Source organism: Bradyrhizobium sp. CCBAU 53351 (genome assembly GCF_015291745.1).
Lineage (GTDB): Bacteria > Pseudomonadota > Alphaproteobacteria > Rhizobiales > Xanthobacteraceae > Bradyrhizobium.
Window position 1 is genome coordinate 2,214,026 of sequence record NZ_CP030059.1, and the last position, 24,499, is coordinate 2,238,524.

Consider the following 24,499-nt stretch of genomic DNA (forward strand, 5'->3'; position numbering starts at 1 on the left):
AAATGGCATTGGTTAGCGAATACGTCGACGTCAGCGCGGAAGAGGCCAAGCGCGCGCGGCGGGAGCGGATGCTCGCGCGCATCAACGGCGCCGCCGTCTATCTGAACATCCTGGGCCTCGGCTGGCTTGCGCCGCTTGCGCGCATCGCCGCGGGCGATATGGTCAAGCCCCAGTTGAAGGAACTGCGGCAGGGATTGGTGGTGCCGCTCCTCGGCATCGGCGCCTTTCTCCTCGCATGGGCCGTGGCCGCGCCTCAGGTCAAGACCTCGCTCGGCGCCATTCCCGGGCCGGCTGAGGTCTGGGTCCAGACCAAGAACCTCTACGCCGATCACCGTGCCGAGCGCGCCAAACAGACGGCGTTCTATGAGCGTCAGGACGCGCGGAACGCCAAGGTGATCGCCGACGGCCATCCCGAGGAGGTCCGGCATCGCAACTACGCCGGCAAGCCGACCTATTTCGACCAGATCATGACCAGCCTCATGACGGTTGCGCTCGGCTTCGTGGTGGCGACGATCGTCGCCGTTCCACTCGGCATCCTTTGCGGCCTGTCCAAGACCATGAACGGCGCGCTCAACCCGTTGATCCAGATCTTCAAGCCGGTGTCGCCGCTCGCTTGGCTGCCGATCGTGACGATGGTCGTCTCGGCGCTTTACGTAAATCCATCGGAATTCCTGCCGAAGTCGCTGGTCATCTCCGCGATCACCGTGACGCTCTGCTCGCTGTGGCCGACGCTGATCAACACCTCGCTTGGCGTTGCTTCCATCGACAAGGACCTGCTCAATGTCGGACGGGTTCTCCAGTTGCCGACCCGGCGCACCATCACCAAGCTGGTGCTGCCGAGCTCGCTCCCGCTGATCTTCACCGGTCTGCGACTCTCGCTCGGCGTCGGCTGGATGGTGCTGATCGCGGCCGAGATGCTGGCGCAGAATCCCGGGCTCGGAAAGTTCGTCTGGGACGAATTCCAGAACGGCTCCTCGCAGTCGCTCGCGCGGATCATCGTCGCCGTGCTGACGATCGGCATCATCGGTTTCCTGCTCGATCGGGTGATGTACGCGTTGCAGTCCGCCTTCACCTTCTCCGGCCAGCGCTGAGGACGGCCCATGTCGTTTCTGTCTCTCAAGGGTCTGTGCAAGGCCTATGGTACCGGCGCCAAGCGGACCAGCGTGCTCTCCGACGTCAACCTCGATGTTGCCGAAGGCGAGTTCATCGCCATCGTGGGCTTCTCGGGAAGCGGCAAGACGACGCTGATCTCGACCATCGCAGGCCTCGTGCAGCCCGATTCGGGCGAGATCACGCTGAAGGGCAAGCCGGTGACCGCGCCTGGTCCCGACCGTGGCGTCGTGTTTCAGTCCTACTCCCTGATGCCGTGGCTTACAGTGCGCGGCAACGTGGCGCTCGCGGTCGACCAAGTTTTCGCCCGCGAGAGCAAGGCCGAGCGCGCGGCCCGGGTCGATCGCTACATCGCGATGGTCGGGCTGTCACATGCCGCAACGCGCCTGCCCGCCGAGTTGTCCGGCGGCATGCGGCAGCGGGTCGCCGTTGCGCGCGCGCTGGCAACCAGTCCGGAGATCCTCCTGCTCGACGAGCCGCTGTCGGCGCTTGATGCCCTGACCCGTGCCAAGTTGCAGGACGAGATCGTCGACATCTGGTCGCGCGACAAGCGTACCGTGGTGCTCATCACCAACGATGTCGACGAGGCGATCCTGCTTGCCGACCGCATCATCCCGTTGTTGCCGGGCCCGGACGCGACCTTGGGCCAGGAATTCAAGGTCGACATCCCGCGCCCGCGCGACCGCACATCGGTCAACGAGGACCCTGCGTTCAAGCGGCTGCGCCAGGCCGTCACCAGCTATCTTCTCGACGTGGTCGACGAGCGCGCCTCGCGGTCCGACGGCGCGGTACGAACGCTACCAAACGTCGTGCCGATCACCCAAACCGACAAACCGCCGGCGGCCTATCAGAAACGGGCAGCCGCCGTCACCTTCAATCTCGATCGCTACCTCGAATTCTCCCAGTTGTCGAAGGTGTATCCGACGCCGGCTGGGCCGCTGACCGTGGTCGAAAACTTCGATCTCAAGGTACGCAAGGGCGAGTTCATATCGGTGATCGGACATTCCGGCTGCGGCAAGTCGACGGTGCTGTCGATGACCGCGGGCCTCAACGACGTATCCCTCGGCGGCATCATTCTCGACGGTCGCGAGGTGACCGCGGCCGGCCCAGACCGGGCGGTGGTGTTCCAGGCACCCTCGCTGTTTCCGTGGCTCACGGCTCGCGAGAACGTCGCGCTCGGCGTCGATCGTGTCTATCCACATGCAACGCGGCGGCAGCGCGACGAGATCGTCGACTATTACCTCGAACGGGTCGGTCTCGCCGATTCCTTCGACAAGCCGGCCGCGGCGATGTCGAACGGCATGCGCCAGCGCGTCGGAATCGCGCGCGCCTTCGCGTTGTCCCCGAAGTTGCTGCTGCTGGACGAACCTTTCGGAATGCTCGACAGCCTTACCCGTTGGGACCTGCAGGAAGTGCTGATGGAGGTCTGGAAGCGCACGCAGGTGACGGCGATGTGCGTCACCCACGATGTCGACGAAGCGATCCTGCTTGCCGATCGTGTGGTGATGATGACGAACGGGCCCAACGCGCGGATCGGCCATATCATGGAAGTCGACATTCCCCGACCCCGCACGCGCAAGACCTTGCTCGAGCATCCGGACTACTACCGCTACCGCCGCGAGCTGCTCGATTTCCTCGAGGCCTATGAGCACGGAGCTGCACCCAAGGCGCCCGTGGCGACCTCTGCAGCAAGTCCTGAAGCGGCGTGATCGTCCATCCGCGACGCGCCCAAATAATCGACATCAAGCTCAATCCTTGTGCGTCGCACAAGGATTGAGCGAATCGCAAATTTAGCGTGCGGAAAGGCCCTGCGAAAAATTCGGGCAACGCGAATAACGTTCTGAATTCCCTGTATTTCCAGCGTGCGCGCAACTGGCACGGAAATTGAAGCGTCTTTGCGCGACGCCAACGACGACGTCCCTCAACATCATCAATCAGCATCGTAACTCGCCACCGGGGTGAAGCCTCGGAGCGTGCCTCCGTGGCCGGAGGCTGAGCCTGCAACGACGCAGCGGTGAGCCTGGAAGGGATACTCAATGACGAAGAATCCGACTTGGATTTCAGACTGGCGCCCCGAAGATGAGGCGTTCTGGAACGCGACCGGCAAGACTATCGCGCGACGCAACCTGATCTGGTCGATCGTGGCCGAGCATATCGGCTTCTCGGTCTGGCTGATCTGGAGCATCGTCACCACCAAGCTGCCGCAGGCCGGCTTCCACTACACCACCGACCAACTGTTCCAGCTTGTCGCGGTGCCGGGCCTGATCGGCGCATTGATGCGCTTTCCCTATACATTCGCAGTGACGACGTTCGGCGGCCGCAACTGGACCATCTTCAGTGCGGCGATCCTGTTCATTCCGACCCTGTCGCTGGCCTATTTCGTGAGCCAGCCCGACACGCCGTTCTGGCTGATGCTGCTGGTTGCCTCGACCGCGGGCCTTGGCGGCGGCAATTTCGCCTCCAGCATGACCAATATCTCCTTCTTCTTCCCCGACCGGATGAAGGGCTGGGCGCTCGGCCTGAACGCGGCTGGCGGAAATATCGGCGTCTCCAGCGTGCAGCTGCTGACCCCGATCCTGATGACGCTCGCCGTCTTCAACCTGTTCCAGGCAACGCCCGTCGACGGCATCTTCCTGCAGAATGCCGGCCTGATGTGGGTGCTGCCGATCGCGATCGCGGTGTTGGGCGCGGTGTTCTTCATGAACAACCTCACCGCGGCGAAATCGTCGGTGAAGAACCAGCTTGCCATCGTCAAGCGCAAGCACACCTGGATCATGGCGTATCTCTATATCGGCACGTTCGGATCCTTCATCGGCTACTCCGCCGCGTTTCCGCTGCTGATCAAGACGCAGTTTCCGCAAGTCACGATTGCGATCGCGTTCCTGGGGCCGCTGGTCGGCTCGCTGTCGCGTCCGCTCGGCGGCTGGCTCGCCGACAGGATCGGCGGCTCGATCATCACGTTCTGGAATTTCATCGTGATGGCGGGCGCGACGGTCGGCGTGCTCTACTTCGTCGGGCAGAAGGATTTCATCGGCTTCCTGTCGATGTTCCTGATCCTGTTCGTGACGACGGGCATCGGCAACGGCTCGACCTACCGCATGATCCCCTCGATCTTCCGCGAGGAGAACCTGTTCAAGGTGCGCGGCAAGGGCGATGCGGCGCGCGCGATGGCGCTCAAGACGGCGAGCATCGAGAGCGGCGCGGCAGTCGGTTTCATCGGCGCCATCGGCGCCGTCGGTGGCTATCTGATCCCGACCGGCTTCGGCAAGTCGATCGCCATGACCGGCGGGCCGCAACTCGCGCTCGTGATCTATCTCGCCTTCTACGCCACCTGCCTCGCGCTGACCTGGTGGTTCTACCTGCGTCGCAGCCCGCAGGGCGAAGGCGTCTCAGGCCTTGCCGAAGCCAGGGTCTGATACTTGGTACGAATCTCGCTTCTCCCCGTACGCGGGGAGAAGTCCCTCTGATGACGTTTGACCCATGAACTTTTTCCGCAACGGCGCGGACGAAGGCAGACCGAAACAGACAGGAGAACATCATGACGCCAGAACAGATCGCCCTCATCCAGCAGAGCTTCGCCAAGGTCGCGCCGATATCGGAGCAGGCCGCGGTGCTGTTCTACGATCGTCTTTTCGAAGTGGCGCCGTCGGTGCGCGCGATGTTCCCTGAAGACATGACCGAGCAGCGCAAGAAGCTGATGGGCATGCTCGCGGCCGTCGTCGGTGGCCTGTCGAACCTCGAGACGATTCTTCCCGCGGCCTCCGCGCTGGCCAAGCGCCACGTCGCCTACGGCGCGGTGGCCGAGCACTATCCCGTGGTCGGCGAGACCTTGCTGTGGACCCTGGAGAAGGGTCTTGGCGAAGCCTGGACGCCCGAACTGGCAAAGGCCTGGACCGACGCCTACGGCGTGCTGTCCGGCTACATGATGTCCGAAGCCTACGGCGCCCAGCCGCAGGCCGCTGAATAGGAGATGCCTCGTGAGTGAACCGCTGGTCATCGTCGGTAACGGTATGGCGGCCGCGCGTCTGGTCGACGAGCTCGCCAAGACCTCACTCGGCCGCTACGCGGTCGCCGTGATCGGCGAGGAGCCGCGGCTCGCTTACAATCGCGTCCTGCTCTCATCCGTGCTGGCCGGCGAGACCGGCTCGCACGAGATCGAGCTCCGGCCGGCGGACTGGTGGCGCCATCGCGGCGTCACCGTGCGCTATGGCTATCGCGTCAGCGAGATCGACGTCGGCCGCCGCGAGCTGAAGATCGACGGCGAAGAGAGCATGGAATATTCCAAGCTGGTGCTCGCCACCGGCTCGACGCCGCTGCGGCTGAACGTGCCGGGCGCCGATCTCGCCGGCGTGCACACGTTTCGCGATACGCGCGACGTCGACCTTTTGCTGACGCTGGCCGCGGCCAAGAAGCGCGTTGTCGTCGTCGGCGGCGGCCTGCTCGGGCTTGAAGCAGCCTACGGCCTTGCCAAGGCCGGCGCGCCGGTGACGCTGCTGCATCTGATGGACCGGCTGATGGAGCGCCAGCTCGACGGGCCGGCTGCCGATCTGCTCAAGACGCTGGTCGAGCGCAAGGGCATCCGCATCCTGCTCAACGCTTCGACCGCCCGGATCCATGGCGATGGACATGTCGAGGCCGTCGAGCTTGCCGATGGCAGCCGTATCGAGGCCGACGCCGTGATCTTCGCTGCCGGCATCAAGCCGAACGTCGCGCTGGCCAAAGAGGCGGGGATCGCCGTCAACCGCGGCGTCGTCGTCAACGACGTGATGCAGACCTCCTCGTCCGACATTTTCGCACTCGGCGAGTGTGCCGAGCATCGCGGCACCTGCTACGGCCTGGTCGAGCCCGCTTATGAGCAGGCGCGGGTGCTGGCGCGGCACCTGGCCGGCCGGCCCGCCGCCTATCAGGGCAGCGTGGTCTCGACCAATTTGAAGGTGTCCGGAGTCAGCGTGTTCTCCGCCGGCGACTTCATGGGCGGGGAGGGCAGCGAGAGCCTCGTGCTGACCGACCGCAGGCGTGGAACCTACAAGAAGCTCGTGATCGCGGACGGCCGGCTCACCGGTGCGGTGCTGATCGGCGATACCGTCGATGCGCTCTGGTATCTCGAGCTGATCCGCAATCGCGACAAGGTCGCGGCGATCCGCACCGACATGATGTTCGGCCGCGCGCTCGCGCTTCCTTCGAAAGCGGCTTGATATGACGGCGGTCGATCCCACGCTCCGCGCCACCAAGACGACCTGTCCCTATTGCGGCGTCGGTTGCGGCGTGCTGGCGACGCCCGACGGCAGGGGCGGGGCGGCAATCGCCGGCGATCCCGATCATCCTGCCAATTTCGGCCGGCTCTGCTCCAAGGGCTCCGCGCTCGGCGAGACCGTCGGGCTGGAAGGCCGTCTGCTCTATCCGATGATCCGCTGCAAAGGCCTATTGGAACGCGTCGCCTGGAGCGATGCGCTCGATCATGTCGCCCATCGCATGCAGCACATCGTGGCCCGCGACGGCGCCGACGCGGTCGCGTTCTATCTCTCCGGCCAGCTGCTGACCGAGGACTATTACGTCGCCAACAAGCTGATGAAGGGTTTTGTCGGCACGGCGAATGTCGACACCAATTCGCGGCTCTGCATGTCGTCGTCGGTTGCCGGCCATCGCCGCGCCTTCGGCGCTGACACCGTGCCCGGCTGCTACGAGGATCTCGACCAGGCCGATCTGCTCGTCTTCGTCGGCTCGAACGCGGCCTGGTGTCACCCGGTGCTGTTCCAGCGCATGCTGACGAACCGCGGGGAGCGCGGCGCGCGCATGATCGTGATCGATCCGCGCCGCACCGACACGGCTGATGACGTTGATCTGTTCCTGGGGCTCAAGCCCGGCACCGACACCGCGCTGTTCTCCGGCCTGTTCGTCCATCTCGCCGACAATGGGGCGCTCGATCAAGACTATATCGCGCAGAACACGAGCGGTTTTGACGACGCACTGGCGCGCGCGCGGAGCATTGCCGGCAGCGTCCCCGCGACTGCGCTCGCCACGGGCCTCTCCGAACAGGACGTCGCGACCTTCTTCAAGATGTTCCGCGACACCGAGAAGGTCGTCACGCTCTATTCGCAGGGCGTCAACCAGTCGGCGCAGGGCACCGACAAGGTCAACGCGATTCTGAACTGCCATCTCGCGACCGGCCGCATCGGCAAGCCGGGCGCCTCGCCGTTCTCGCTCACCGGTCAGCCCAATGCGATGGGCGGCCGCGAGGTCGGCGGCCTCGCCAATATGCTGGCCGCGCATATGGGCTTCACGCCGCCCGACATCGACCGCGTCAGGCGGTTCTGGAAGGCGCCACGCATCGCCACCCATGAGGGGCTGAAGGCGGTGCAATTGTTCGAGGCCATCAATCGCGGTGAGGTCAAGGCGCTCTGGGTGATGGGCACCAATCCCGCGGTGTCGCTGCCGGATGCGGACTTCGTGCGCGAGGCGTTGAAGAAGCTCGAGCTGTTCGTGGTCTCCGAGAACGTGCTGTCCAACGACACGGTCGAGGCCGGTCCGCATGTGCTGTTGCCGGCGCTGGCCTGGGGCGAGAAGTCGGGCACGGTGACCAACTCCGAACGCCGCATCTCGCGACAGCGCTCGTTCCTGCCGGCGCCGGGCGAGGCGCGCCCTGACTGGTGGATCCTGAGCGAGACCGCAAAGCGTCTCGGCTTCGGCGACAGTTTCAACTACAAATCCGCCGCCGATATTTTCCGCGAGCATGCCGCGCTCTCGGCGTTCGAGAACGAGGGCGGCCGCGATTTCGACATTGGCGCGCTGACCTCGCTCTCCGACGAAGCCTTCGACGCGTTGAAGCCGGTGCAGTGGCCGGTGCGCGAAGGCGGGGCGCCCGGCGAACGCTTCTTCGCGAGCGGCGGCTTCTTCACCAATGACGGCAAGGGCCGCTTCGTTGCACCGGAGGTGCCGGCGCTGCGCAGCGAGACCGGACCATCGCGTCCGCTGCGACTGAACACCGGACGCATCCGCGACCAGTGGCACACCATGACGCGCACGGGCCTCAGCCAGCGGCTCGGTGCGCATCTGCCCGAGCCGTTCGTCGAGATCCATCCCGATGACGCCAGCAAATATGGCATCGTCCATGACGGCTACGCCCGCATCACCACCGACTATGGCCAATGTATCCTGAAAGCGGTTGTGAGCGATCGCCAGCAGCGCGGCGCTCTGTTCGTGCCGATCCACTGGAGCGCGATGAACGCCTCGCACGGCCGCGTCGGGGCGCTGGTGCAGTCGTTCACCGATCCGTTCTCGGGGCAGCCGGAATCGAAAGCGACGCCGGCCGCGATCGCGCCCTATGAATACGTCTTCCGCGGTTTTGCGCTGTCGCGGCAGCAGCTCGATCTGCCGCCGAACCTGATGTGGACCCGTGTCACGGTCGCCGGCGGTTTCGGCTATCTGTTCGCCGACAATGCGGACCTGTCGCGCTGGCCGGCCTGGCTCGACGGCGTCGCCGGCGAGGATGTCGCCGAATATCGCGATTTCGGCGGCGGTATCTATCGTGCGGCCTCTTTCACCGGCGATCGGATCGAGGCTTGTCTGTTCGTCGGCCCCGGGCATGATGCCGGTGACTGGGAGGTGGTCAAAACCGCCTTTGCGGCCGATCACGTCAGCGACGAGCAGCGCCGTATGTTGCTGTCGGGCAAGTCGACGGAGGGGGCAGCCTCGACCGGACCGATCGTCTGCGCCTGCTTCGGCGTCGGCCGCGGCACCATCTGCGACACCATCGCCACTGGCGCGCGCACGGCGGCCGACATCGGTGCGAAGCTCAAGGCCGGCACCAATTGCGGCTCCTGCATCCCCGAATTGAAGCGCCTGATCGCGACGACGGATGCGCCCGTGAAAGAGGCCAAGCTCGCGCGGGCCGTGGGATCGGTTTCCTAGGGTGGTTTAGCGCAGCGTAATCCACCGCTCTTCCTCTGCCGAAATGACGGTCTCGTGCCCCGGACGCAGCGCAGCGTCCTCTTGACGGTGCGCTGCAGAGCCGGGGCCCATGTTGCCTCGAGTGCTGGGCTTTTCCGGGTCCCGGCTCTGCGCCGCAACGCTGACGCGTTGCTGCGCGTCCGGGACAGGAGGGTGAGCGGCGATTCCGCCGCGCCTTCGCCCCATTCGACGCGCGCTCGATTGTGCCTTATGGTGCCGCGCGCTCCCCTCAACAATCACAACAACAATGATGTACCTGGAAACGCCGCCGCGTCTGATCGAGACGAAACTCTTCTCCGCCATGCCCGAAAAATTCCGCCGCAAGGGCGTGCGGACCGATTGGGCTGACGCCAACCGGCCGGGCATTGCCACCGACAGCTTCATCGAGGGACCATCCTTCGATAAGGACGGCAACCTCTACGTCGTCGACATTCCCTTCGGCCGCATCTTCCGTATCGCGCCTGACGGCGAATGGTCGCAAATCGCTGAATATGAGGGATGGCCGAACGGGCTGAAGATCGCGGCCGACGGCCGCGTCCTGGTGGCCGACTACATGCACGGCATCATGGAGCTCGACGTCAAAGCCGGCCGCATGACGCCGGTCCTGACCGCGCGCAACTCGGAATCCTTTCGCGGCTGCAACGATCTGCACCTCGCCTCCAACGGGGACGTCTATTTCACCGATCAGGGCCAGACCGGGTTGCATGATCCAAGCGGCCGAGTCTATCGGCTGGCGTCGAACGGCCGGCTCGATTGCCTGATCAACACCGGCATCAGCCCGAACGGCCTGGTTCTCGACGCAACCGAAACCGTGCTGTTCGTCGCGATGACGCGCGACAATGCAGTGTGGCGCTTGCCGTTCATGAAGGACGGCAGCGTGTCCAAGGTCGGCCGCTTCTGCTCGCTGTTCGGCACCAGCGGTCCCGATGGCCTGACCATGGACGCCAAGGGCCGCCTGTTCGTCGGCCACGCCTCGCTCGGCCACGTCTTCGTGTTCGCGCCGAACGGCGAGCTGATCGCGCGGATCAAGTCATGCGCGGGGCCGAACTGCACCAATGTCGCGATCGGTGGCGCCGGCAAGGATCGTCTCTATATCACGGAGTCGTCGGCCGGCAGCGTGCTGGTGGCGGATATCAGTGGACTGTGAGCTCTGACATGAACACCAAATCCTTCGGCAAGACCGGCGCCGATGTTTCCGTGATCGGGCAAGGCACCTGGTATCTCGATCACGGCGACCGCAACCGCGCGATTGCAGCGCTTCAGCGCGGGTTCGATCTCGGCATGACGCATATCGACACCGCCGAGATGTATGGCGATGCGGAGCTTGTCATTGCCGATGCCATCGCGGGACGTCGCGATGAGGTGTTCCTGGTCTCCAAGGTGTTGCCGAGCAACGCCTCGCGCCGCGGAACCGTCACCGCTTGCGAGCGCTCGCTGAAGCGGCTGAAGACCGACCGTCTCGATTGCTATCTGCTGCATTGGCGCGGTTCCTATCCGCTCGAAGATACCGTCGCCGCGTTCGAGGAGCTGGTGAAGGCTGGCAAGATCGGGTCTTGGGGCGTTTCCAATTTCGACGCCGACGATCTCGACGAGATTCTCGCCGTCGCCGGCAAGGGGCGCATCGCCTGCAATCAGGTGCTCTATCATTTGAAGGAGCGCGCGATCGAGCACGCGGTGATCCCGTGGTGCGAGCGGCATGGCGTCGCGGTGGTCGCCTATTCGCCGCTCGGGCACGACGACTTCCCGGACGCGCGCAGCAAGGGCGGTGCGGTGCTGGCGAAGATTGCGGAAGCGCGTCGCGCGACGCCGCGTCAGGTCGCGCTGAGCTTCCTGACCCGTGCAACTACGGTGTTCGCGATTCCGAAGGCCTCGTCCGCGGAACATGCTGCCGAGAATGCGGCGGCCGGCGATCTCGTGCTTACGAAAGACGAGATTGCGGCGCTCGATGCGGCGTTTCCGCGCGGCCCGAAGCCGCGCAGCCTGCCCATGCTGTAACGCACAAACGCCCATTATTAACGGAGCATTGACGCGCGCGGCGGCTCGCGCATATCGGCATCCTGTTTTCGGAAGTTGTGAACGCGGCGCATTTGTCGTTTTTTACAACCGCTCTCGATTCGCATTTTGCCCGGGTTCCAGCCGTGACACCGCCGCCCGCCGTAGCCGCAAGGCTCGACAGTATTCCCATGCCCGCCCCGGAGAAGAAGCAGGAGGCTCGCCGTGCCCCCGCGCGCGTCGATCATCCCTTCAAGGGCATTGCGCTGGTGCTGCTGTCGACGGTGTTTCTCGGCACCTCCGACGTCACCGCGAAATACCTCTCGACCAGCCTGCCGTCGATCGAGATCACCTGGATCCGCTTCGTCACCTTCGCGCTGATGTTTACGCCGGTGATGCTGCCGGGCTCGCCGCTCCACGCGATGCGCACCGATCGCCTCGGCCTGCAATTGATGCGCGGCGCCGCGCTGCTCGGCTCGTCGCTGTTCTTCATCACGGGCTTGCGCTTCCTGCCCATTGCCGAAGCCTCCGCCACCGGTTTCGTCTCGCCGCTTTTCGTCACTGCGCTGTCGATCATCTTTCTCAGCGAGAAGGTCGGCATGCGGCGCTGGATCGCCACTGCGATCGGCCTGACCGGCGTGCTGATCATCCTGCGCCCGGGCACGAGCGCGTTTCACGCCGCCGCGTTCTTCCCGATCATCTCGGCATTCTGCTGGGCTGCCGCGCTGATCCTGACGCGCATGATGAGCGGCCGCGAAGCCGTGCTCACCACCATGGCCTATTCCGCGCTGACCGGCGTTGCGATCCTGTCCGTGATGGTGCCGTTCGTCTGGGTCACGCCGAGCTGGACCGCGATCGGTCTCGGCATCGTGATCGGCGTTGCCTCCACCGTCGGCCAGTGGATCATCGTGTTGGCCTATCGCTACGGCGATGCCTCGGTGCTGGCGCCGTTCTCCTACACGCAACTGCTCTGGGTCAGTATTCTGGGCTTCTTCATCTTCGGTGAGGTGCCTGACGTCTGGACCGTCGTCGGCGCCGCCTTCATCGTCGCCAGCGGCCTCTACATCGCGCATCGCGAGCGGGTCCGACGGGCCCAACTGCTGGTGCTCGAAGAGCGTTCCCCGAATCCCTGACGCAAGTCGCCCCGCCTGCTTCGTGCTATCAATGGCTCCACCGAAAAGGGGAGGAGCCGGATGCGCGCTGCGATTTTCAGAAACGGCGAGATTGTCGTCGGCGAGATGGCCGAACCCAAGCCCGGGCCCGGCCAGGTGCTGGTCAAGACGCTCGCCTGCGGCATCTGCGGCTCCGACCTGCACGCGCGCCAGCACGCGCATCGCATGGTGGAGATGGCGCGGAAGACCGGGCGCAAGCCGATGGACCTCACCCGCGACGTCGTGTTCGGCCACGAGTTCTGTTGCGAGATCGTCGACCATGGTCCCGGCACCGCGCGCAAGCTCAAACCGGGCACCCGCGTCTGCTCGCTGCCGGCGCTGGTGACGCCCGGGGGTATCGAGGGCATCGGCTATTCCAACGACAATATCGGCGGCTATGCCGAGGCGATGCTGCTGAGCGAAGCGCTGCTGCTCGAGGTGCCGAACGGTCTGGCGCCGGAACACGCGGCGCTGACCGAGCCGCTCGCGGTCGGGGTCCATGCCGTGGCGAAAGCCAATATCCGCGGCGGCGAGGTGCCGCTCGTGATCGGCTGCGGCCCGGTCGGGCTTGCGGTGATCGCCGCGCTGAAGCTGAGGGGACTGCATCCAATCGTTGCGGCCGACTATTCACCGGCACGGCGCGCGCTGGCAGCCAAGCTCGGCGCCGACATCGTTGTCGATCCCAGCGTGTCGCAGCCCTATGCGACCTGGGCCGAGCACGCCCAGATGTCGGAGGCCGAGAAGGCGGCGCGGCCGCCGTTCCAGGCCATGCTGCCGGCGCTGAAGCCTGCGATCATCTTCGAATGCGTCGGCGTGCCCGGCCTGCTGCAGCAGGTGTTCGAGGGCGCGCCGCGCGACGCGCGTATCGTCGTTGTCGGGGTCTGCATGGAGAGCGACAGAAACGAGCCGATGCTCGGCATCATGAAGGAGCTCAACGTCCAATACGTGCTCGGCTACACGCCGGAGGAATTCGCCGCCTCGCTGCGCCTGATCGCGGAAGGGCAGGTGGACGCGGCTGCGATGGTGACGGCGGAGGTGGGTCTGGACGGCGTCGCCAGGGCGTTCGCGGATCTCGCCAATCCCGAGGCGCACACCAAGATCATCGTGCAGCCGTGGCGGTGAGGGGCTACACTGGCAGCGCGATCGAATACTTCACCTGGCTGAGCGCGAAGCTCGATTCGATCGAGGCGATGCCGTCGAGCCTGGTGAGCTTGGTCTTCAGGAACGTCTCGTAGGAGGCGAGGTCGGCCGCGACGACGCGCAAGAGATAGTCGCGGTTGCCGGTCATCAGATAGCATTCCAGCACCTCGTCCCATTTCGAGATCGCGCGCGCGAAGCGGTTGAGATCCTCTTCCTTCTGCCGCGCCAGCTTGATCGAGATGAAGACGCTGACATGCAGGCCGAGCGCCTTCTGGTCCACCGTCGCGACATAGCGCGAGATGACGCCGCGCTCCTCCAGCAGCTTGACCCGGCGATGGCAGGGCGAGACCGATAGCCCGACCTTGTCGGCGAGTTCCTGCATGGTCAGCCGGCTGTCGGCCTGGAGATGGCTGAGGATCTTGCGGTCGATGGCGTCGAGCTCGGGCATTGGGATGAAACCTGTCATTGGGGCGGTCGGTTGGTAAAATATCCCAATATCGTCAGGTATGGCGCGAAAAATTGAGAAATTTGGGGCCGCTCGCGGGCGTATCATCGCGCCACCTGTTTTCCGGGAGCATTGCCATGCCCGTTGATTCCGCCCGTCTGGACACATTGACAGCGCTGGCCCGCAAGGCGCTGTGGCTGTCGTCCTGGACCATCCACCACGCCAACCACATCCGCCCCAGCGCGGACGGACTCAAGGTCGGCGGACATCAGGCCTCCTCGGCCTCGCTCGCCACCATCATGTCGGCGCTGTATTTCCATGTGCTGCGCCCTGAGGACCGCGTCGCGGTGAAGCCGCATGCGAGCCCGGTGTTCCATGCCATCCAGTATCTGTTCGGCCGGCAGAGCCGCGAGAAGCTGGAGAACTTTCGCGGCTTCAAGGGCGCGCAGTCCTATCCCTCGCGCACCAAGGATGTCGACGACGTCGATTTCTCCACCGGCTCGGTCGGCCTCGGCGTCGCGCAGACGCTGTTCGCCTCGCTGGTTCAGGACTACGTCAAGGCGCATGGCTGGATGAAGGACCGCCGCGAAGGGCGGATGATTGCCCTCGTCGGCGACGCCGAGATGGACGAAGGCAACATCTTCGAGGCGCTCGCCGAGGGCTGGAAGCACGGCCTACGCAACACCTGGTGGGTGGTGGACTATAACCGCCAGTCGCTCGACGCCGTCGTGCGCGAGGGGCTTTGGGAAAAGTTCGAGACCATGTTCCGCAATTTCGGCTGGGACGTCGTCATCGTCAAATACGGCCGTCTGATGCGCGAGGCGTTCGCGGAAGCGGGCGGCGAGGCACTGAAGCGCTGGATCGACAATTGCCCGAACGCGCTCTACGCCGCGCTGTGCTTCCAGGGCGGCGCTGCGTTCCGCAAGCATCTGCACGACGAGATCGGCGATCAGGGCCCGATCACTAGGCTGATCGACAGGCGCAGCGACGACGAACTGCTGGCGCTGATGTCGAACCTTGGCGGCCACGACATGGCGAGCATGCTGGAGGCATTCGAGTCGATCGACCACGACCGCCCGGTCTGCTTCATCGCCTACACCATCAAGGGCGTCGGCCTGCCGTTCCAGGGCCACAAGGACAACCACGCCGGCCTGATGACGGTCGCGCAGATGGAGAAATATCGCGACAGCCAGAACATCCGGCCCGGCCACGAATGGGACAAATACGAGGGCCTCGCACAATCCGCCGCCGAGCTTGACGCCTTCCTCGCGCGCGTGCCGTTCAACCAGGACGGCCGCCGCCTGACCGCGCCCGTCATCGAGGTCTCCCAGCAACTCGCGTTCAAGCCGACGCCGCAGATGTCGACCCAGCAGGGCTTTGGCCTCGTGCTGAACGAGATCGCCCGCGGCGACAGCGAGCTGGCGAGGCGCATCGTCACGACCTCGCCCGACGTCACCGTCTCGACCAATCTCGGTCCCTGGGTGAACCGGCGCGGCCTGTTCGCCAGCGCCGAGAAGGCGGACTTATTCCGCAGCGAGAAAATTCCATCCACCTACAATTGGGACGCTTCGCCAAAGGGTCAGCACCTCGAGCTCGGCATCGCCGAGATGAACCTGTTCATCATGCTCTCGGCGCTCGGCCTATCGCACCAGATCAACGGCGAGCGGCTGCTGCCGGTCGGCACGCTCTATGATCCCTTCATCGAGCGCGGCCTCGATGCGCTGAATTACGCCTGCTATCAGGACGCGCGTTTCATGGTGGCGGCGACGCCGTCGGGCATCACGCTCGCGCCCGAAGGCGGCGCGCACCAGTCGATCGCGACGCCCCTGATCGGCATGGCACAGGACGGGCTCGCCTCGTTCGAGCCGGCCTTCGTCGACGAGCTCGCCGTGATCATGGGTTGGGGCTTTGAGCACATGCAGCGCGATCCGGGCGAGGGCGGCTCGGTCTATTTGCGGCTCTCGACGCGCAGCATCGAGCAGGCGCAGCGCATCATGACACCGGAATTGCAGCAGGGCATCACCGACGGCGCCTATTGGCTACGCAAGCCTGGCCCGAATGCCGAACTCGTGATCGCCTATACCGGCGCGGTCGCGCCCGAAGCGATCGAGGCCACCGGCTTCATCGGCGAGAGCCGCCGCGACATTGGCCTGCTTGCAATCACCTCCGCGGATCGCCTTCACGCAGGCTGGACCGCCGCGCGGAAATTGCGGCGCGATCGCCGCGGCGTGCAGCATCTCAGCCATATCGAAAAGTTGCTGGCGCCGTTGCCGCGCGACTGCGGCATCGTGACCGTGATCGACGGCCACCCGTCCGCGCTCGGCTGGCTCGGCAGCGTCCGCGGCCACCGCGTCGAGGCGCTCGGCGTCGAGCAGTTCGGCCAGACCGGCAGCATCGCCGACCTTTATCGGCACTACGGCATCGATGCGAATGCCATCATCGACGCGGCCGAAAGCCTCACCACCGGCGCTCCGGTGCTGCATCGGAAGATGGCGGTGTAGTCGAGGTAACCCCGGCGCATGGGCCCCGGCTCTGCAGCGCTCCGCTGAAGAAGCGCTGCCATAGCGCGTCAAAGACGCGCGTAAACGCGCTAATGGCGTCCGGGGCACGAGAGTATTTGCACGCGTTCTAATTTCGTGTCCCGGGCGCACTGCGGCGCGAAGTGCCGCGGTGCTGAAGCGGGACCCATGGCCGCGCTTGCCTCGGTTCAAACCAAGTCCCATATTCCGCCCGTCCGCCGCAACGCTGGCCCCGCATATGGCGGGTTCAATTGCCGGCGCTTTCGTGCAAGGATGCCTGCCGAAACGCCCCCACCATGCCCCCAAGAAGAGGTTAACGATGGTCAATCGCATGCAATTCTACATCGACGGCGCCTGGGTCGATCCCGCCGTCAAGAAGTCGACCGCCGTGGTCAATCCCGCGACGGAAGAGGCGATGTACGAGGTTGCGCTGGGCTCCAAGGCCGACGTGGACAAGGCGGTTGCCGCCGCCAAGCGCGCCTTCGCGACCTTCTCCCAGACCAGCCGTGACGAGCGCGTCGCGCTGCTTTCGAAAGTCATCGAGGTCTACAAAGGCCGTCTCAAGGAGATCGGCGCCGCCGTTTCCGACGAGATGGGCGCGCCGCTGCCGATGGCGGAGAAGCTGCAGGCCGGCGCCGGCCTCGGCCATCTCATGACCACGCTCGACGTGCTCAAGAATTATCATTTCGAGGAGCCGGTCGGCACCGCCATGGTGCTGCGCGAGCCAATCGGCGTGGTCGGCATGATCACGCCCTGGAACTGGCCGCTAAACCAGATCGCCTGCAAGGTCGCGCCCGCGCTTGCCGCCGGCTGCACCATGATCCTGAAGCCATCCGAATTCACGCCGACCTCGGCGCTGATCTTCGCGGAAATCCTCCATGAAGCCGGCGTGCCCAAGGGCGTGTTCAACCTCGTCAACGGCCTCGGCCCCGAGGTCGGCGCCGCCATGAGCGAGCACCCCGACATCGACATGATCTCCTTCACCGGCTCGACCCGCGCCGGAATCGATGTGGCGAAGCGCGCTGCTCCCACCGTGAAGCGCGTCAGCCAGGAGCTCGGCGGCAAATCGCCGAACGTCATCCTCGAAGGTGCCGACCTCACCAAGGCGGTGACCGGCGGCGTGATGCACATGTTCAACAATTCCGGCCAGTCCTGCAACGCGCCCTCGCGCATGATCGTGCCGGCCGCGAAGATGAAGGAAGTCGCCGCGATCGCGAAGGCCGTCGCCGACAAGACCAAGGCCGGTGATCCCCGCGCCGAAGGCACCACCATCGGCCCCGTCGTCAACCGCGGCCAGTGGGACAAGATCCAGGGCCTGATCAAGAAGGGCATCGACGAGGGCGCAACGCTCGTCGCCGGTGGCCCGGGCTTGCCCGAAGGCGTCAACAAGGGCTTCTATGTCCGCCCGACCATCTTCGCGGACGTCACGCCCGACATGACGATCGCCCGCGAAGAGATCTTCGGACCGGTGCTGACCATCATCGGCGCCAAAGACGAAGCCGAGGCGGTGCAGATCGCCAACGACACGCCGTACGGTCTTGCTGGCTATGTCACGGGTGCGACGGTCGAGGACGCCAAGCGCGTCGGCCGCCAGATCCGCGCCGGCAACGTCAACCTGCAGGGCGTGCCCAACGACCGCACCGCGCCGTTCGGCGGCTACAAGCAGTCCGGCAACGGCCGCGAGTGGGGCAAGTACGGCCTCGAGGACTTCCTCGAAGTGAAGGCGGTTGCCGGCTTCAACGCGGCGTAAGCGCACGCGACTGACGGACATGACGCCGGAGCGGGCAACCGCTCCGGCGTTTTTGTTGATCTCTCTCTCTCGTCATTCCGGGGCGTCGCGTAGCGACGAGCCCGGAATCCATTTGTCCGCAGCCTCTGCTGCACAACGGATTTTCAGGTGCGCCATTGCGTACCATAGCTCGCGCCGAAGAGGCGCGCCCCGGAATGACGCCAGAGAGAAGCGCTTATCCTCCCAAGGCTCCCTGCGTGTTCACATACAGCGCGTAGATCGACTGGCTCGCCGCCATGAACAGGCGGTTGCGCTTGACGCCGCCGAAGCAGAGATTGGCGCAGCGCTCGGGTAGGGCGATGCGGCCGATCATGACGCCGTCGGGCGCGAACACCACGACGCCGTCGAGCTCGGGATCGCCCATGCCCCAGCCGCACCAGAGATTGCCGTCGATGTCGCAGCGCATGCCGTCGGGCGTGCCCGGGCCCGCGTCGATATGAACGCGCTTGTTGGAGATCGTCGTGCCGTCAGCCGAGACGTCGTAAGCGAGGATCTTGCGGTTGGGCACGCCGCGGGATTCCACGACGTACAGGATCTTCTCGTCCGGCGAGAAGCACAGCCCGTTCGGCCCGAGCACGCCCTCGGCGACGATGGTTGCCTTATTCGTCGCGGGATCGAACCGGTAGACATTCGGCTCGATCTCCGGCTCGGCCTTGTAGCCCTCGTAATTGCCGAGCAGGCCGAAGGTCGGATCGGTGAACCAGATCGAGCCGTCCGATTTAACGATGACATCGTTCGGCGAGTTCAACCGCTTGCCGTTGAATTGATCCATCAGCACGGTGATGCTGCCGTCATATTCGGTGCGCACCACGCGCCGACCGCCATGCTCGCAGGTGACGAGCCGGCCCTGCCGGTCGCGCGTGTTGCCGTTGGCGAAATTGGAGGGTTTGCGGAACACGCTGACTGCGCCGGTCTCCTCCTCCCATTTGATGATGCGCTGGTTCGGAATGTCGCTGCAGAGCAGATAGCGCCCGTCGCCGAACCACACGGGACCCTCGGCCCAGCGCAGGCCGGTCGCGAGCCGCTCCACCGCCGACAGCTTTAGCCAGTATTTTTCGAAGCGGGGATCCAATGCCCTGATCGCGGGGTCGGGGTAATAGGTCGCTGGCCGCCAGCCTTGGCCGAAATCCGGGGAGTGGGACGATGCCTCATTCATGTCGGTTCTCTCGTTTCGTTCCCTCTGGACAATTCTGCTATCATTAGAGACACGTGACCGCAAATCGGTCACTAACGGCGAGGGACGACAATGCCGCGTATCTTGATGACGGGAGCTTCGGGCGGAATCGGCACGAGCCTGCGAAAACTGCTGCCGCCGATCTATCCGGATCTCCTGCTCTCCGACATCAAGCCGCCGGCCGATCTCGGCGCGAATGAAAAGTTCAAGGCGGCGGACCTCGCCGACCTCGCGCAATGCGAGGCGATCTGCGAGGGCGTCGACGGCATCATCCATTTCGGCGGCTATTCGGTCGAAGGCACTTGGGATCAGATCCTCCAGGCCAACATTATCGGCGGCTACAACCTGTTCGAGGCCGCCTACCGCAAGGGCGTCAAGCGCGTGGTGTTCGCCTCGTCGAACCACGCCGTCGGTTTCTATCCGCGCCACCACAAGATCGGCACCGACGTGACCCCGCGCCCCGACGGGCGCTACGGCGTCAGCAAAGTGTTCGGCGAGGCCGTCGGCGCGCTCTACGCCGACAAGCACGGGCTGAAGGTGACGTGCCTGCGCATCGGCAATTTCGGCGACATGCCGCTCGACCAGCGCCGGCTCTCGATCTGGCTCAAGCCAGACGACCTCGTGCAGCTCTGCCGCATCGGGCTCGAGCATCCCGACATCCATTTCGAAGTGTTCTACGGCGCCTCCCTCAACGAGCGCGCCTGGTGGGACAACCACCGCGCCTACGAGTTCGGCTACCGCCCCACGGGCCGTGCCGAAGATTTCCGCGAGCACGCAATGGCCGAGCAGGCCAAGCTGAAGCCGGATCCGGTCGGCGATTATTTCCAGGGCGGCACGTTCTGCAGCATGGAGTTCGATGCTGATCCGAGCCGGATCATTGATTGGAAGAAGCGGTAGGGAGCGCGCTCGACATGGTGAGAGCGGCCAAAGCTCTGCCTGGCCGCTCTCACCGGACGCTCGCGCGGGATCAGAACAGGCCGGGGATCAACATCGCCACCTTCTGCCTGTAGTGCCGGTACTGATCTCCGAACAGGGTGACCAGGTCGCGCTCCTCCAGCCAGATGCCGACGAAGATGTAGGCTGTCGTCACCGTCGCGAACAGCATGTGCCCAAGCGTCATGGTGGGCGTCGACCAGAACGCGATGATGAAGCCGAGATAGATCGGATGCCGGATCAGGCGGTAGAGGCCCGGCGTCCTGAATTTCATCGGCTCGGCAAGCCGGCCTGCAAAGTGGCTGACGACTTGCGTCAGCCCGAACAATTCGAAATGGCTGATCAGGAACGTGCTGTACAGCACGATCAGCCAGCCGGCGAAGCTGCCGGCGACCGCGGCGTAAGCTGCCATCGGCGTCTCGATCTCCCAGACGATGGCCGTGATCGGCCGCCATTGCCAGAACAGCAGGACCAGGCTCAGGCTTGCCAGCAGCACATAGGTGCTGCGCTCGAGCGCGGGCGAGGCGAAGGCGGCGAACAGCTTCTTGAAGCCCTGGCGCGCCATGCCGCTGTGCTGAACGGCAAACAGGGACATCAGCGCGAGGTTGATCAAGAGGGACTGTCCGGTCGAGCCTGTCGCGCCGCTGTTGATCGTCTTGGGCACGACGAGCTGCGCAACGAAGCCGACAGCGTAAAGAAAAGTCCCGAAGAAGATGAGATAAGCGAGCACGCCGTAGCCAAGCACGAAGCTTCGTGCCGCCAGCGCGCTTGTGGTCTGAGCTGGTCCGTTATGCAGGGTGATGGACATGATAAAGTTCCGATCTTGTGGTGGACATTGAATGGCTGAGTTGGGGGCGTGCCACTGTTGCCTTCGTCACATTGCAAGGACTGTCGGGACCATGGGCGCCTTGCATTTGCCGGGGCTTTTCCGGGCGTTTGCGGCACTCGCCGCCTCGGGCCGAAGGTCGTCTGACGTCGTTGCGGCCGAAGCCAGAACCAGCGACATCATGATGGCGCCGATTGTCCCGGTCGCCAGCGCAGCGGTTCTCAACTTGAAATTTCCGAGCATGGAAATCTTGAAATCGGAGGTCCTGACTTCGGCCTCGGGTTGGATGAAGGAATTCATGACTATGTCCTCGAAATGAAATCGTTGTGGGGAATGCAAATGCTCTGCAGCGTGTCTCGAGCCGTGCTGTGGTCGTTGGCTGTGGTGCTGCACCCCTTCGCGAACTGCATTGCGGCCTTCTCGCGGTTCGCCAGCATGCTGGCGACAGACCGATTGATGAGCCGGCGAAGCCGCAGCAGGATGGCGGCGAGATGTCGCTGCAAAGGGCTTGGCGCGGGCGGCGCCTGAGACTGAACGGACATTTCCTTATCCTTTCGCGGAATCACGAGACGATGACGGCGCCCGCGCTGATTGCTATTCGGCGGCAGCCGTCTGCGGTGTGGGATCGTCGCGGACGACCACGGTCGTGGCGACCTTGTAGAATTCCTCGCCCGGCATGCCGACGCGCCGCGCATGCTCGCGGATCGACTCCCCGTCGCGCGCTTCGTAGATGCAGAAGGTGCCGATGCGCCCGTCGGCCTCATGGACCACGTAGCTGCGGATCCAACGGACGCGGTCGGACATCTGTTCGTTGCCGATCCGCGCGGACTTCGCGCCGGCGGCTTCCAGTTCGTTCAGGTTCGCCCAGGCGCTCGGGCGGCGAATGACATAGAGTTCCATCAAACATCTCCTCAGGGGTTGTCGCCTGCGGGTCGGGAGCGACCCAGGCCGTGAGGAGCTATAGGCGCGGCTAGCGCTGACCGTCCTTACCGTGGGCTGATCATTGCCTGATCCTTGTCTGAACCTTTTCGACCTTGCCAGGACTTAACGATATGACCCTCAGGTTTGGACCCTTCGAGCTCGATGAAGAGGGCCGTGCGCTCATCCATGCGCAGCGGGAAGTCCCGTTGCAGCCGCGTGTGTTCGATCTGCTGGTCTACCTGACCCGCAACCGCGACCGGGTCGTCACCAAGGCAGAGCTGCTTGATACCCTGTGGCCTGATGTCACCGTCACCGACAATTCCTTGCAACGTGCGGTGAGCATGCTGCGTGGCGTGCTGCGCAAGGGTGGCATGGATGGCGCCGTCCGGAATATGCCGGGCAGGGGTTATCGTTTCTGTATCGAAGGCGTATCGGAGCTGCAGGTTGCCGCTCCCGGGGCGAGGGATGAGCAAGCTCCGGACCTGCGGGCGCAAGCGCAGCGTGCCGCTGCCGCGCAAGCCTGGGACGAAGCCGCAGCACTGTTCGAGGCCGTCGATGCCGTTCAACCGCTCGAGGGCGCGGACTTGCATCAATGGGCGCTGGCCCTGCAGTGCACCGGCAAGGCCGATGCAGCCCTTCCGCTCTTGGCTCGCGCAGTTGCCGCCCATACCAGAGCCGGCAAGGTGCCGCTGGCTGTCGTCGATGCCGTCACGCTCTCCGGCTTGCACTTCGAGCGCGGCCAGGCGGCGATTGCCAAGGGCTGGCTGGCACGGGCGGAGGATTGGGCCTCCGAAGTCGAGGATCCCGCCACGACTGCGCTTATTCTCTGGATGAAGTCGAAGGTCGCGGCGTTCGAAGGCGAGCCCGAACAGGCGCTTTCGCTTGCCGATGTCGCGTACAGCACGGTCCGGCACAAGAACGCTCTTGGCATCGAGGCCCTGAGTCTTGCTTATCGCGGGTTCTACCGGCTGTGTCTGGGCGATACACGCGCAGGACTGGCGGATCAGGACCTCGCCGCTGCGATGGCACTCTCCAGCGGCGATATCGATCCAATCATTGGAGGCATCCTCTACTGCAACATCCTGTGGGCGGCGCGGATGTTCGGGGATTGGGCGAGGGCCGACCAGTGGACGCTGGGCTATCAGAAATATTGCACCGAGAGCGGGATGGAATTAACCGGCTCCTGCCAGCTTCATCGGTCGGAAGTCCTTGGCGTCAGGGGCTCGCTCGGCGAAGCCCTGTCGCGCATTCAAGATTCGCTGGCGCGGCTGACCAGTGATGCACCATGGGCGACCGGCGATGCCAATCGCGTGCTCGCTGACATTCAGGCTGCGATCGGGAATGACGACGCCGCGTTCGAGGCCTACGAAAAGGCCTATGCCCTCGGTTGGTGTCCCGAGCCCGGCCGCGCCATGCTCTTGCTGGAACGTGGCGAAGCCGAAGCCGCCTACAGCAGTCTCGAGCGTAGCTTGATCGGAAAATCCTGGTGGACCCTGCAGCGGCGAGGAATATTGTTCGCGCATCTGGCGCTTGCCGCCGCGCATACAGGCCGCCATGAGCAGGCCCGGGAGCTGATCGAAGAGCTTTCCGGAAGTCCCGACCGATGGCCGATGCCGTCGATCCGGGCATTGACGAATGAAGCGCAGTCGGTGCTCGCGCACGCGCGCGATGACTATGAGGCAGCGCTGCGACATCTGCATCTCGCCCGGCAATTGTGGTCGAGCATCGACGGGCGAGTGCAGGCCGTCAGGTTGAGATTGCGGATCGCGAAGCTGCAATTGGCTCATGATGACGTGCGAGGCGCATCGGCGGAGATCCACGCAGCCCAGCTTGCGGCTGGCGAACTCGGTTCGCGGAAGTTCGAGGCTGCGTGTGCGGCTTTGCGAGGCGAGGCCGATACGCGAGCGACGGGACGAGCTGCCTAGCGACCGTCGCGATACTTGCCCAGCCTTGTCAGCGGCATAGATTTTTCGTTCAGGTCAGCGCGCGCCGCCGCTTGCTTTGGTGTCCCATCCCTTGATGTGGATCAATGGTGCTCCTGTCTTTTGGCTTTCGATCTGCAATCGTAATTCAGCAACGGTTGTGTTGATGACGACGCAAGGACGGTAGCGAAGTCACGACAATGAAACTCAAATTGTCAGTTGCAATACTCGCGATGATCGTCTCCAGACCGGCGCAAGCCGCGACGCTCACCGACGCCGAGGCGGCGTTCCTCGATCAGATGGTCATCGCATCTGTGGTGCTGGAACAGCGATGTGACGGTTACGAGGTTGATGGCAGCGGCAGCGTTCAGCTCGGCGCCCGGCTGCTCGGCAGTCCGGATGCGGCGATGGCCATGATCGACGCCTATGCCGCGGCCATCAAGGCCCGCGATGGCGAGAGCTACGATCCCGCCAAATTCCGTCCCGAAGTGTCCGATGCGGCCAGCAGAACGTTCAGGCATGTTCGGACGGACTTGATCAGGAACCCAAAAAGGGCCTGCGCCGAATATGGCGAGGCGAGCGTGGATCGCGGGTTGTTGAGGCGGTATTGAAGGGGTCTTCGGCGTCATT

21 protein-coding genes are annotated in these 24,499 nt (G+C 64.5%); 16 read left to right on the forward strand and 5 right to left on the reverse strand.

Features of this window, described 5'->3' with window-relative positions; genetic code table 11:
• The first annotated feature begins 2 nt into the window (after window positions 1-2).
• From XH83_RS10470 to XH83_RS10515, 10 genes are all read left to right on the forward strand, one after another.
• Entirely contained in the window at window positions 3-1,091 is a 1,089-nt protein-coding gene (locus XH83_RS10470; RefSeq protein ID WP_194406918.1) for an ABC transporter permease, read from the forward strand.
• A gap of 9 nt (window positions 1,092-1,100) precedes the next feature.
• Complete coding sequence (locus XH83_RS10475; protein WP_194406919.1) at window positions 1,101-2,819, forward strand: ABC transporter ATP-binding protein; 1,719 nt, start codon at window positions 1,101-1,103, stop codon at window positions 2,817-2,819.
• 327 nt (window positions 2,820-3,146) lie between these two features.
• Window positions 3,147-4,526 (forward strand): MFS transporter, encoded by a 1,380-nt coding sequence (locus XH83_RS10480; protein ID WP_194406920.1) that lies wholly within the window; start codon window positions 3,147-3,149, stop codon window positions 4,524-4,526.
• Window positions 4,527-4,648: 122 nt separating this feature from the next.
• Entirely contained in the window at window positions 4,649-5,077 is a 429-nt protein-coding gene (locus XH83_RS10485) for a globin family protein (protein ID WP_194406921.1), read from the forward strand.
• 10 nt (window positions 5,078-5,087) lie between these two features.
• Window positions 5,088-6,305, forward strand: coding sequence for an NAD(P)/FAD-dependent oxidoreductase (locus tag XH83_RS10490; RefSeq protein WP_194406922.1), 1,218 nt, complete (start codon window positions 5,088-5,090; stop codon window positions 6,303-6,305).
• Window position 6,306: 1 nt separating this feature from the next.
• A complete protein-coding gene (locus tag XH83_RS10495) occupies window positions 6,307-9,018 on the forward strand; it encodes a nitrate reductase (RefSeq protein ID WP_194406923.1) in 2,712 nt (903 codons plus the stop codon).
• A 289-nt stretch (window positions 9,019-9,307) separates the two neighbouring features.
• Complete coding sequence (locus XH83_RS10500) at window positions 9,308-10,204, forward strand: SMP-30/gluconolactonase/LRE family protein (protein WP_194408223.1); 897 nt, start codon at window positions 9,308-9,310, stop codon at window positions 10,202-10,204.
• A gap of 8 nt (window positions 10,205-10,212) precedes the next feature.
• On the forward strand, window positions 10,213-11,052 hold the full coding sequence (locus XH83_RS10505; protein WP_194406924.1) for an aldo/keto reductase: 840 nt from the start codon (window positions 10,213-10,215) through the stop codon (window positions 11,050-11,052).
• A gap of 188 nt (window positions 11,053-11,240) precedes the next feature.
• On the forward strand, window positions 11,241-12,182 hold the full coding sequence (locus XH83_RS10510; protein WP_194408224.1) for a DMT family transporter: 942 nt from the start codon (window positions 11,241-11,243) through the stop codon (window positions 12,180-12,182).
• 60 nt (window positions 12,183-12,242) lie between these two features.
• Window positions 12,243-13,322 carry a zinc-binding dehydrogenase gene (locus XH83_RS10515; RefSeq protein ID WP_194406925.1) on the forward strand — a complete coding sequence of 360 codons (1,080 nt, stop codon included), beginning with the start codon at window positions 12,243-12,245 and terminating at the stop codon, window positions 13,320-13,322.
• A gap of 4 nt (window positions 13,323-13,326) precedes the next feature.
• Here the strand turns inward: XH83_RS10515 and XH83_RS10520 are convergent, their stop codons facing one another.
• Complete coding sequence (locus XH83_RS10520; RefSeq protein ID WP_097659511.1) at window positions 13,327-13,788, reverse strand: Lrp/AsnC family transcriptional regulator; 462 nt, start codon at window positions 13,786-13,788, stop codon at window positions 13,327-13,329.
• A 134-nt stretch (window positions 13,789-13,922) separates the two neighbouring features.
• Here XH83_RS10520 and XH83_RS10525 point away from each other — a divergent pair, with 134 nt between their 5' ends.
• Both XH83_RS10525 and XH83_RS10530 read left to right on the forward strand, forming a co-directional pair.
• Entirely contained in the window at window positions 13,923-16,286 is a 2,364-nt protein-coding gene (locus XH83_RS10525; protein WP_194406926.1) for a transketolase, read from the forward strand.
• A 337-nt stretch (window positions 16,287-16,623) separates the two neighbouring features.
• Window positions 16,624-18,054 carry an aldehyde dehydrogenase family protein gene (locus XH83_RS10530; RefSeq protein WP_194406927.1) on the forward strand — a complete coding sequence of 477 codons (1,431 nt, stop codon included), beginning with the start codon at window positions 16,624-16,626 and terminating at the stop codon, window positions 18,052-18,054.
• Between the two features lie 214 nt (window positions 18,055-18,268).
• Here the strand turns inward: XH83_RS10530 and XH83_RS10535 are convergent, their stop codons facing one another.
• Entirely contained in the window at window positions 18,269-19,249 is a 981-nt protein-coding gene (locus XH83_RS10535) for an SMP-30/gluconolactonase/LRE family protein (RefSeq protein WP_194406928.1), read from the reverse strand.
• A gap of 90 nt (window positions 19,250-19,339) precedes the next feature.
• On the opposite strand from XH83_RS10535, the gene XH83_RS10540 reads away from it, so the two are divergent.
• Complete coding sequence (locus XH83_RS10540; RefSeq protein ID WP_194406929.1) at window positions 19,340-20,164, forward strand: NAD(P)-dependent oxidoreductase; 825 nt, start codon at window positions 19,340-19,342, stop codon at window positions 20,162-20,164.
• Between the two features lie 70 nt (window positions 20,165-20,234).
• Here XH83_RS10540 and mddA read toward each other — a convergent pair whose 3' ends face one another.
• On the reverse strand, window positions 20,235-21,008 hold the full coding sequence (gene mddA, locus XH83_RS10545; protein WP_194406930.1) for a methanethiol S-methyltransferase: 774 nt from the start codon (window positions 21,006-21,008) through the stop codon (window positions 20,235-20,237).
• A 91-nt stretch (window positions 21,009-21,099) separates the two neighbouring features.
• On the opposite strand from mddA, the gene XH83_RS10550 reads away from it, so the two are divergent.
• Entirely contained in the window at window positions 21,100-21,345 is a 246-nt protein-coding gene (locus XH83_RS10550) for a hypothetical protein (protein ID WP_194406931.1), read from the forward strand.
• Here XH83_RS10550 and XH83_RS10555 read toward each other — a convergent pair.
• Together XH83_RS10555 and XH83_RS10560 are read right to left on the reverse strand one after the other, a co-directional pair.
• On the reverse strand, window positions 21,329-21,568 hold the full coding sequence (locus XH83_RS10555) for a hypothetical protein (RefSeq protein WP_194406932.1): 240 nt from the start codon (window positions 21,566-21,568) through the stop codon (window positions 21,329-21,331). The genes XH83_RS10550 and XH83_RS10555 overlap by 17 nt on opposite strands.
• Window positions 21,569-21,620: 52 nt before the next feature.
• Window positions 21,621-21,926: a nickel-binding protein gene (locus tag XH83_RS10560; RefSeq protein WP_194406933.1), complete on the reverse strand. Its 306-nt coding sequence runs from the start codon at window positions 21,924-21,926 to the stop codon at window positions 21,621-21,623.
• Between the two features lie 152 nt (window positions 21,927-22,078).
• Here XH83_RS10560 and XH83_RS10565 point away from each other — a divergent pair, with 152 nt between their 5' ends.
• Complete coding sequence (locus XH83_RS10565; protein WP_194406934.1) at window positions 22,079-23,872, forward strand: winged helix-turn-helix domain-containing protein; 1,794 nt, start codon at window positions 22,079-22,081, stop codon at window positions 23,870-23,872.
• 197 nt (window positions 23,873-24,069) lie between these two features.
• Window positions 24,070-24,480, forward strand: a complete 411-nt coding sequence (locus XH83_RS10570) for a hypothetical protein (protein ID WP_194406935.1) — start codon at window positions 24,070-24,072, stop codon at window positions 24,478-24,480.
• The last annotated feature ends 19 nt before the right edge of the window (window positions 24,481-24,499 follow it).

Excerpts from the sequence above, each read along its gene's own strand:
- mddA (WP_194406930.1), bottom strand. The coding sequence starts at position 21,008 with ATGTCCATCACCCTGCATAACGGACCAGCTCAGACCACAAGCGCGCTG.
- XH83_RS10515 (WP_194406925.1), top strand. The coding sequence starts at position 12,243 with ATGCGCGCTGCGATTTTCAGAAACGGCGAGATTGTCGTCGGCGAGATG.
- XH83_RS10560 (WP_194406933.1), bottom strand. The coding sequence starts at position 21,926 with ATGGAACTCTATGTCATTCGCCGCCCGAGCGCCTGGGCGAACCTGAAC.
- XH83_RS10535 (WP_194406928.1), bottom strand. The coding sequence starts at position 19,249 with ATGAATGAGGCATCGTCCCACTCCCCGGATTTCGGCCAAGGCTGGCGG.
- XH83_RS10530 (WP_194406927.1), top strand. The coding sequence starts at position 16,624 with ATGGTCAATCGCATGCAATTCTACATCGACGGCGCCTGGGTCGATCCC.
- XH83_RS10505 (WP_194406924.1), top strand. The coding sequence starts at position 10,213 with ATGAACACCAAATCCTTCGGCAAGACCGGCGCCGATGTTTCCGTGATC.
- XH83_RS10550 (WP_194406931.1), top strand. The coding sequence starts at position 21,100 with ATGGGCGCCTTGCATTTGCCGGGGCTTTTCCGGGCGTTTGCGGCACTC.
- XH83_RS10475 (WP_194406919.1), top strand. The coding sequence starts at position 1,101 with ATGTCGTTTCTGTCTCTCAAGGGTCTGTGCAAGGCCTATGGTACCGGC.
- XH83_RS10540 (WP_194406929.1), top strand. The coding sequence starts at position 19,340 with ATGCCGCGTATCTTGATGACGGGAGCTTCGGGCGGAATCGGCACGAGC.
- XH83_RS10570 (WP_194406935.1), top strand. The coding sequence starts at position 24,070 with ATGAAACTCAAATTGTCAGTTGCAATACTCGCGATGATCGTCTCCAGA.
- XH83_RS10525 (WP_194406926.1), top strand. The coding sequence starts at position 13,923 with ATGCCCGTTGATTCCGCCCGTCTGGACACATTGACAGCGCTGGCCCGC.
- XH83_RS10500 (WP_194408223.1), top strand. The coding sequence starts at position 9,308 with ATGTACCTGGAAACGCCGCCGCGTCTGATCGAGACGAAACTCTTCTCC.
- XH83_RS10520 (WP_097659511.1), bottom strand. The coding sequence starts at position 13,788 with ATGCCCGAGCTCGACGCCATCGACCGCAAGATCCTCAGCCATCTCCAG.
- XH83_RS10485 (WP_194406921.1), top strand. The coding sequence starts at position 4,649 with ATGACGCCAGAACAGATCGCCCTCATCCAGCAGAGCTTCGCCAAGGTC.
- XH83_RS10555 (WP_194406932.1), bottom strand. The coding sequence starts at position 21,568 with ATGTCCGTTCAGTCTCAGGCGCCGCCCGCGCCAAGCCCTTTGCAGCGA.
- XH83_RS10510 (WP_194408224.1), top strand. The coding sequence starts at position 11,241 with ATGCCCGCCCCGGAGAAGAAGCAGGAGGCTCGCCGTGCCCCCGCGCGC.
- XH83_RS10480 (WP_194406920.1), top strand. The coding sequence starts at position 3,147 with ATGACGAAGAATCCGACTTGGATTTCAGACTGGCGCCCCGAAGATGAG.
- XH83_RS10565 (WP_194406934.1), top strand. The coding sequence starts at position 22,079 with ATGACCCTCAGGTTTGGACCCTTCGAGCTCGATGAAGAGGGCCGTGCG.
- XH83_RS10470 (WP_194406918.1), top strand. The coding sequence starts at position 3 with ATGGCATTGGTTAGCGAATACGTCGACGTCAGCGCGGAAGAGGCCAAG.
- XH83_RS10495 (WP_194406923.1), top strand. The coding sequence starts at position 6,307 with ATGACGGCGGTCGATCCCACGCTCCGCGCCACCAAGACGACCTGTCCC.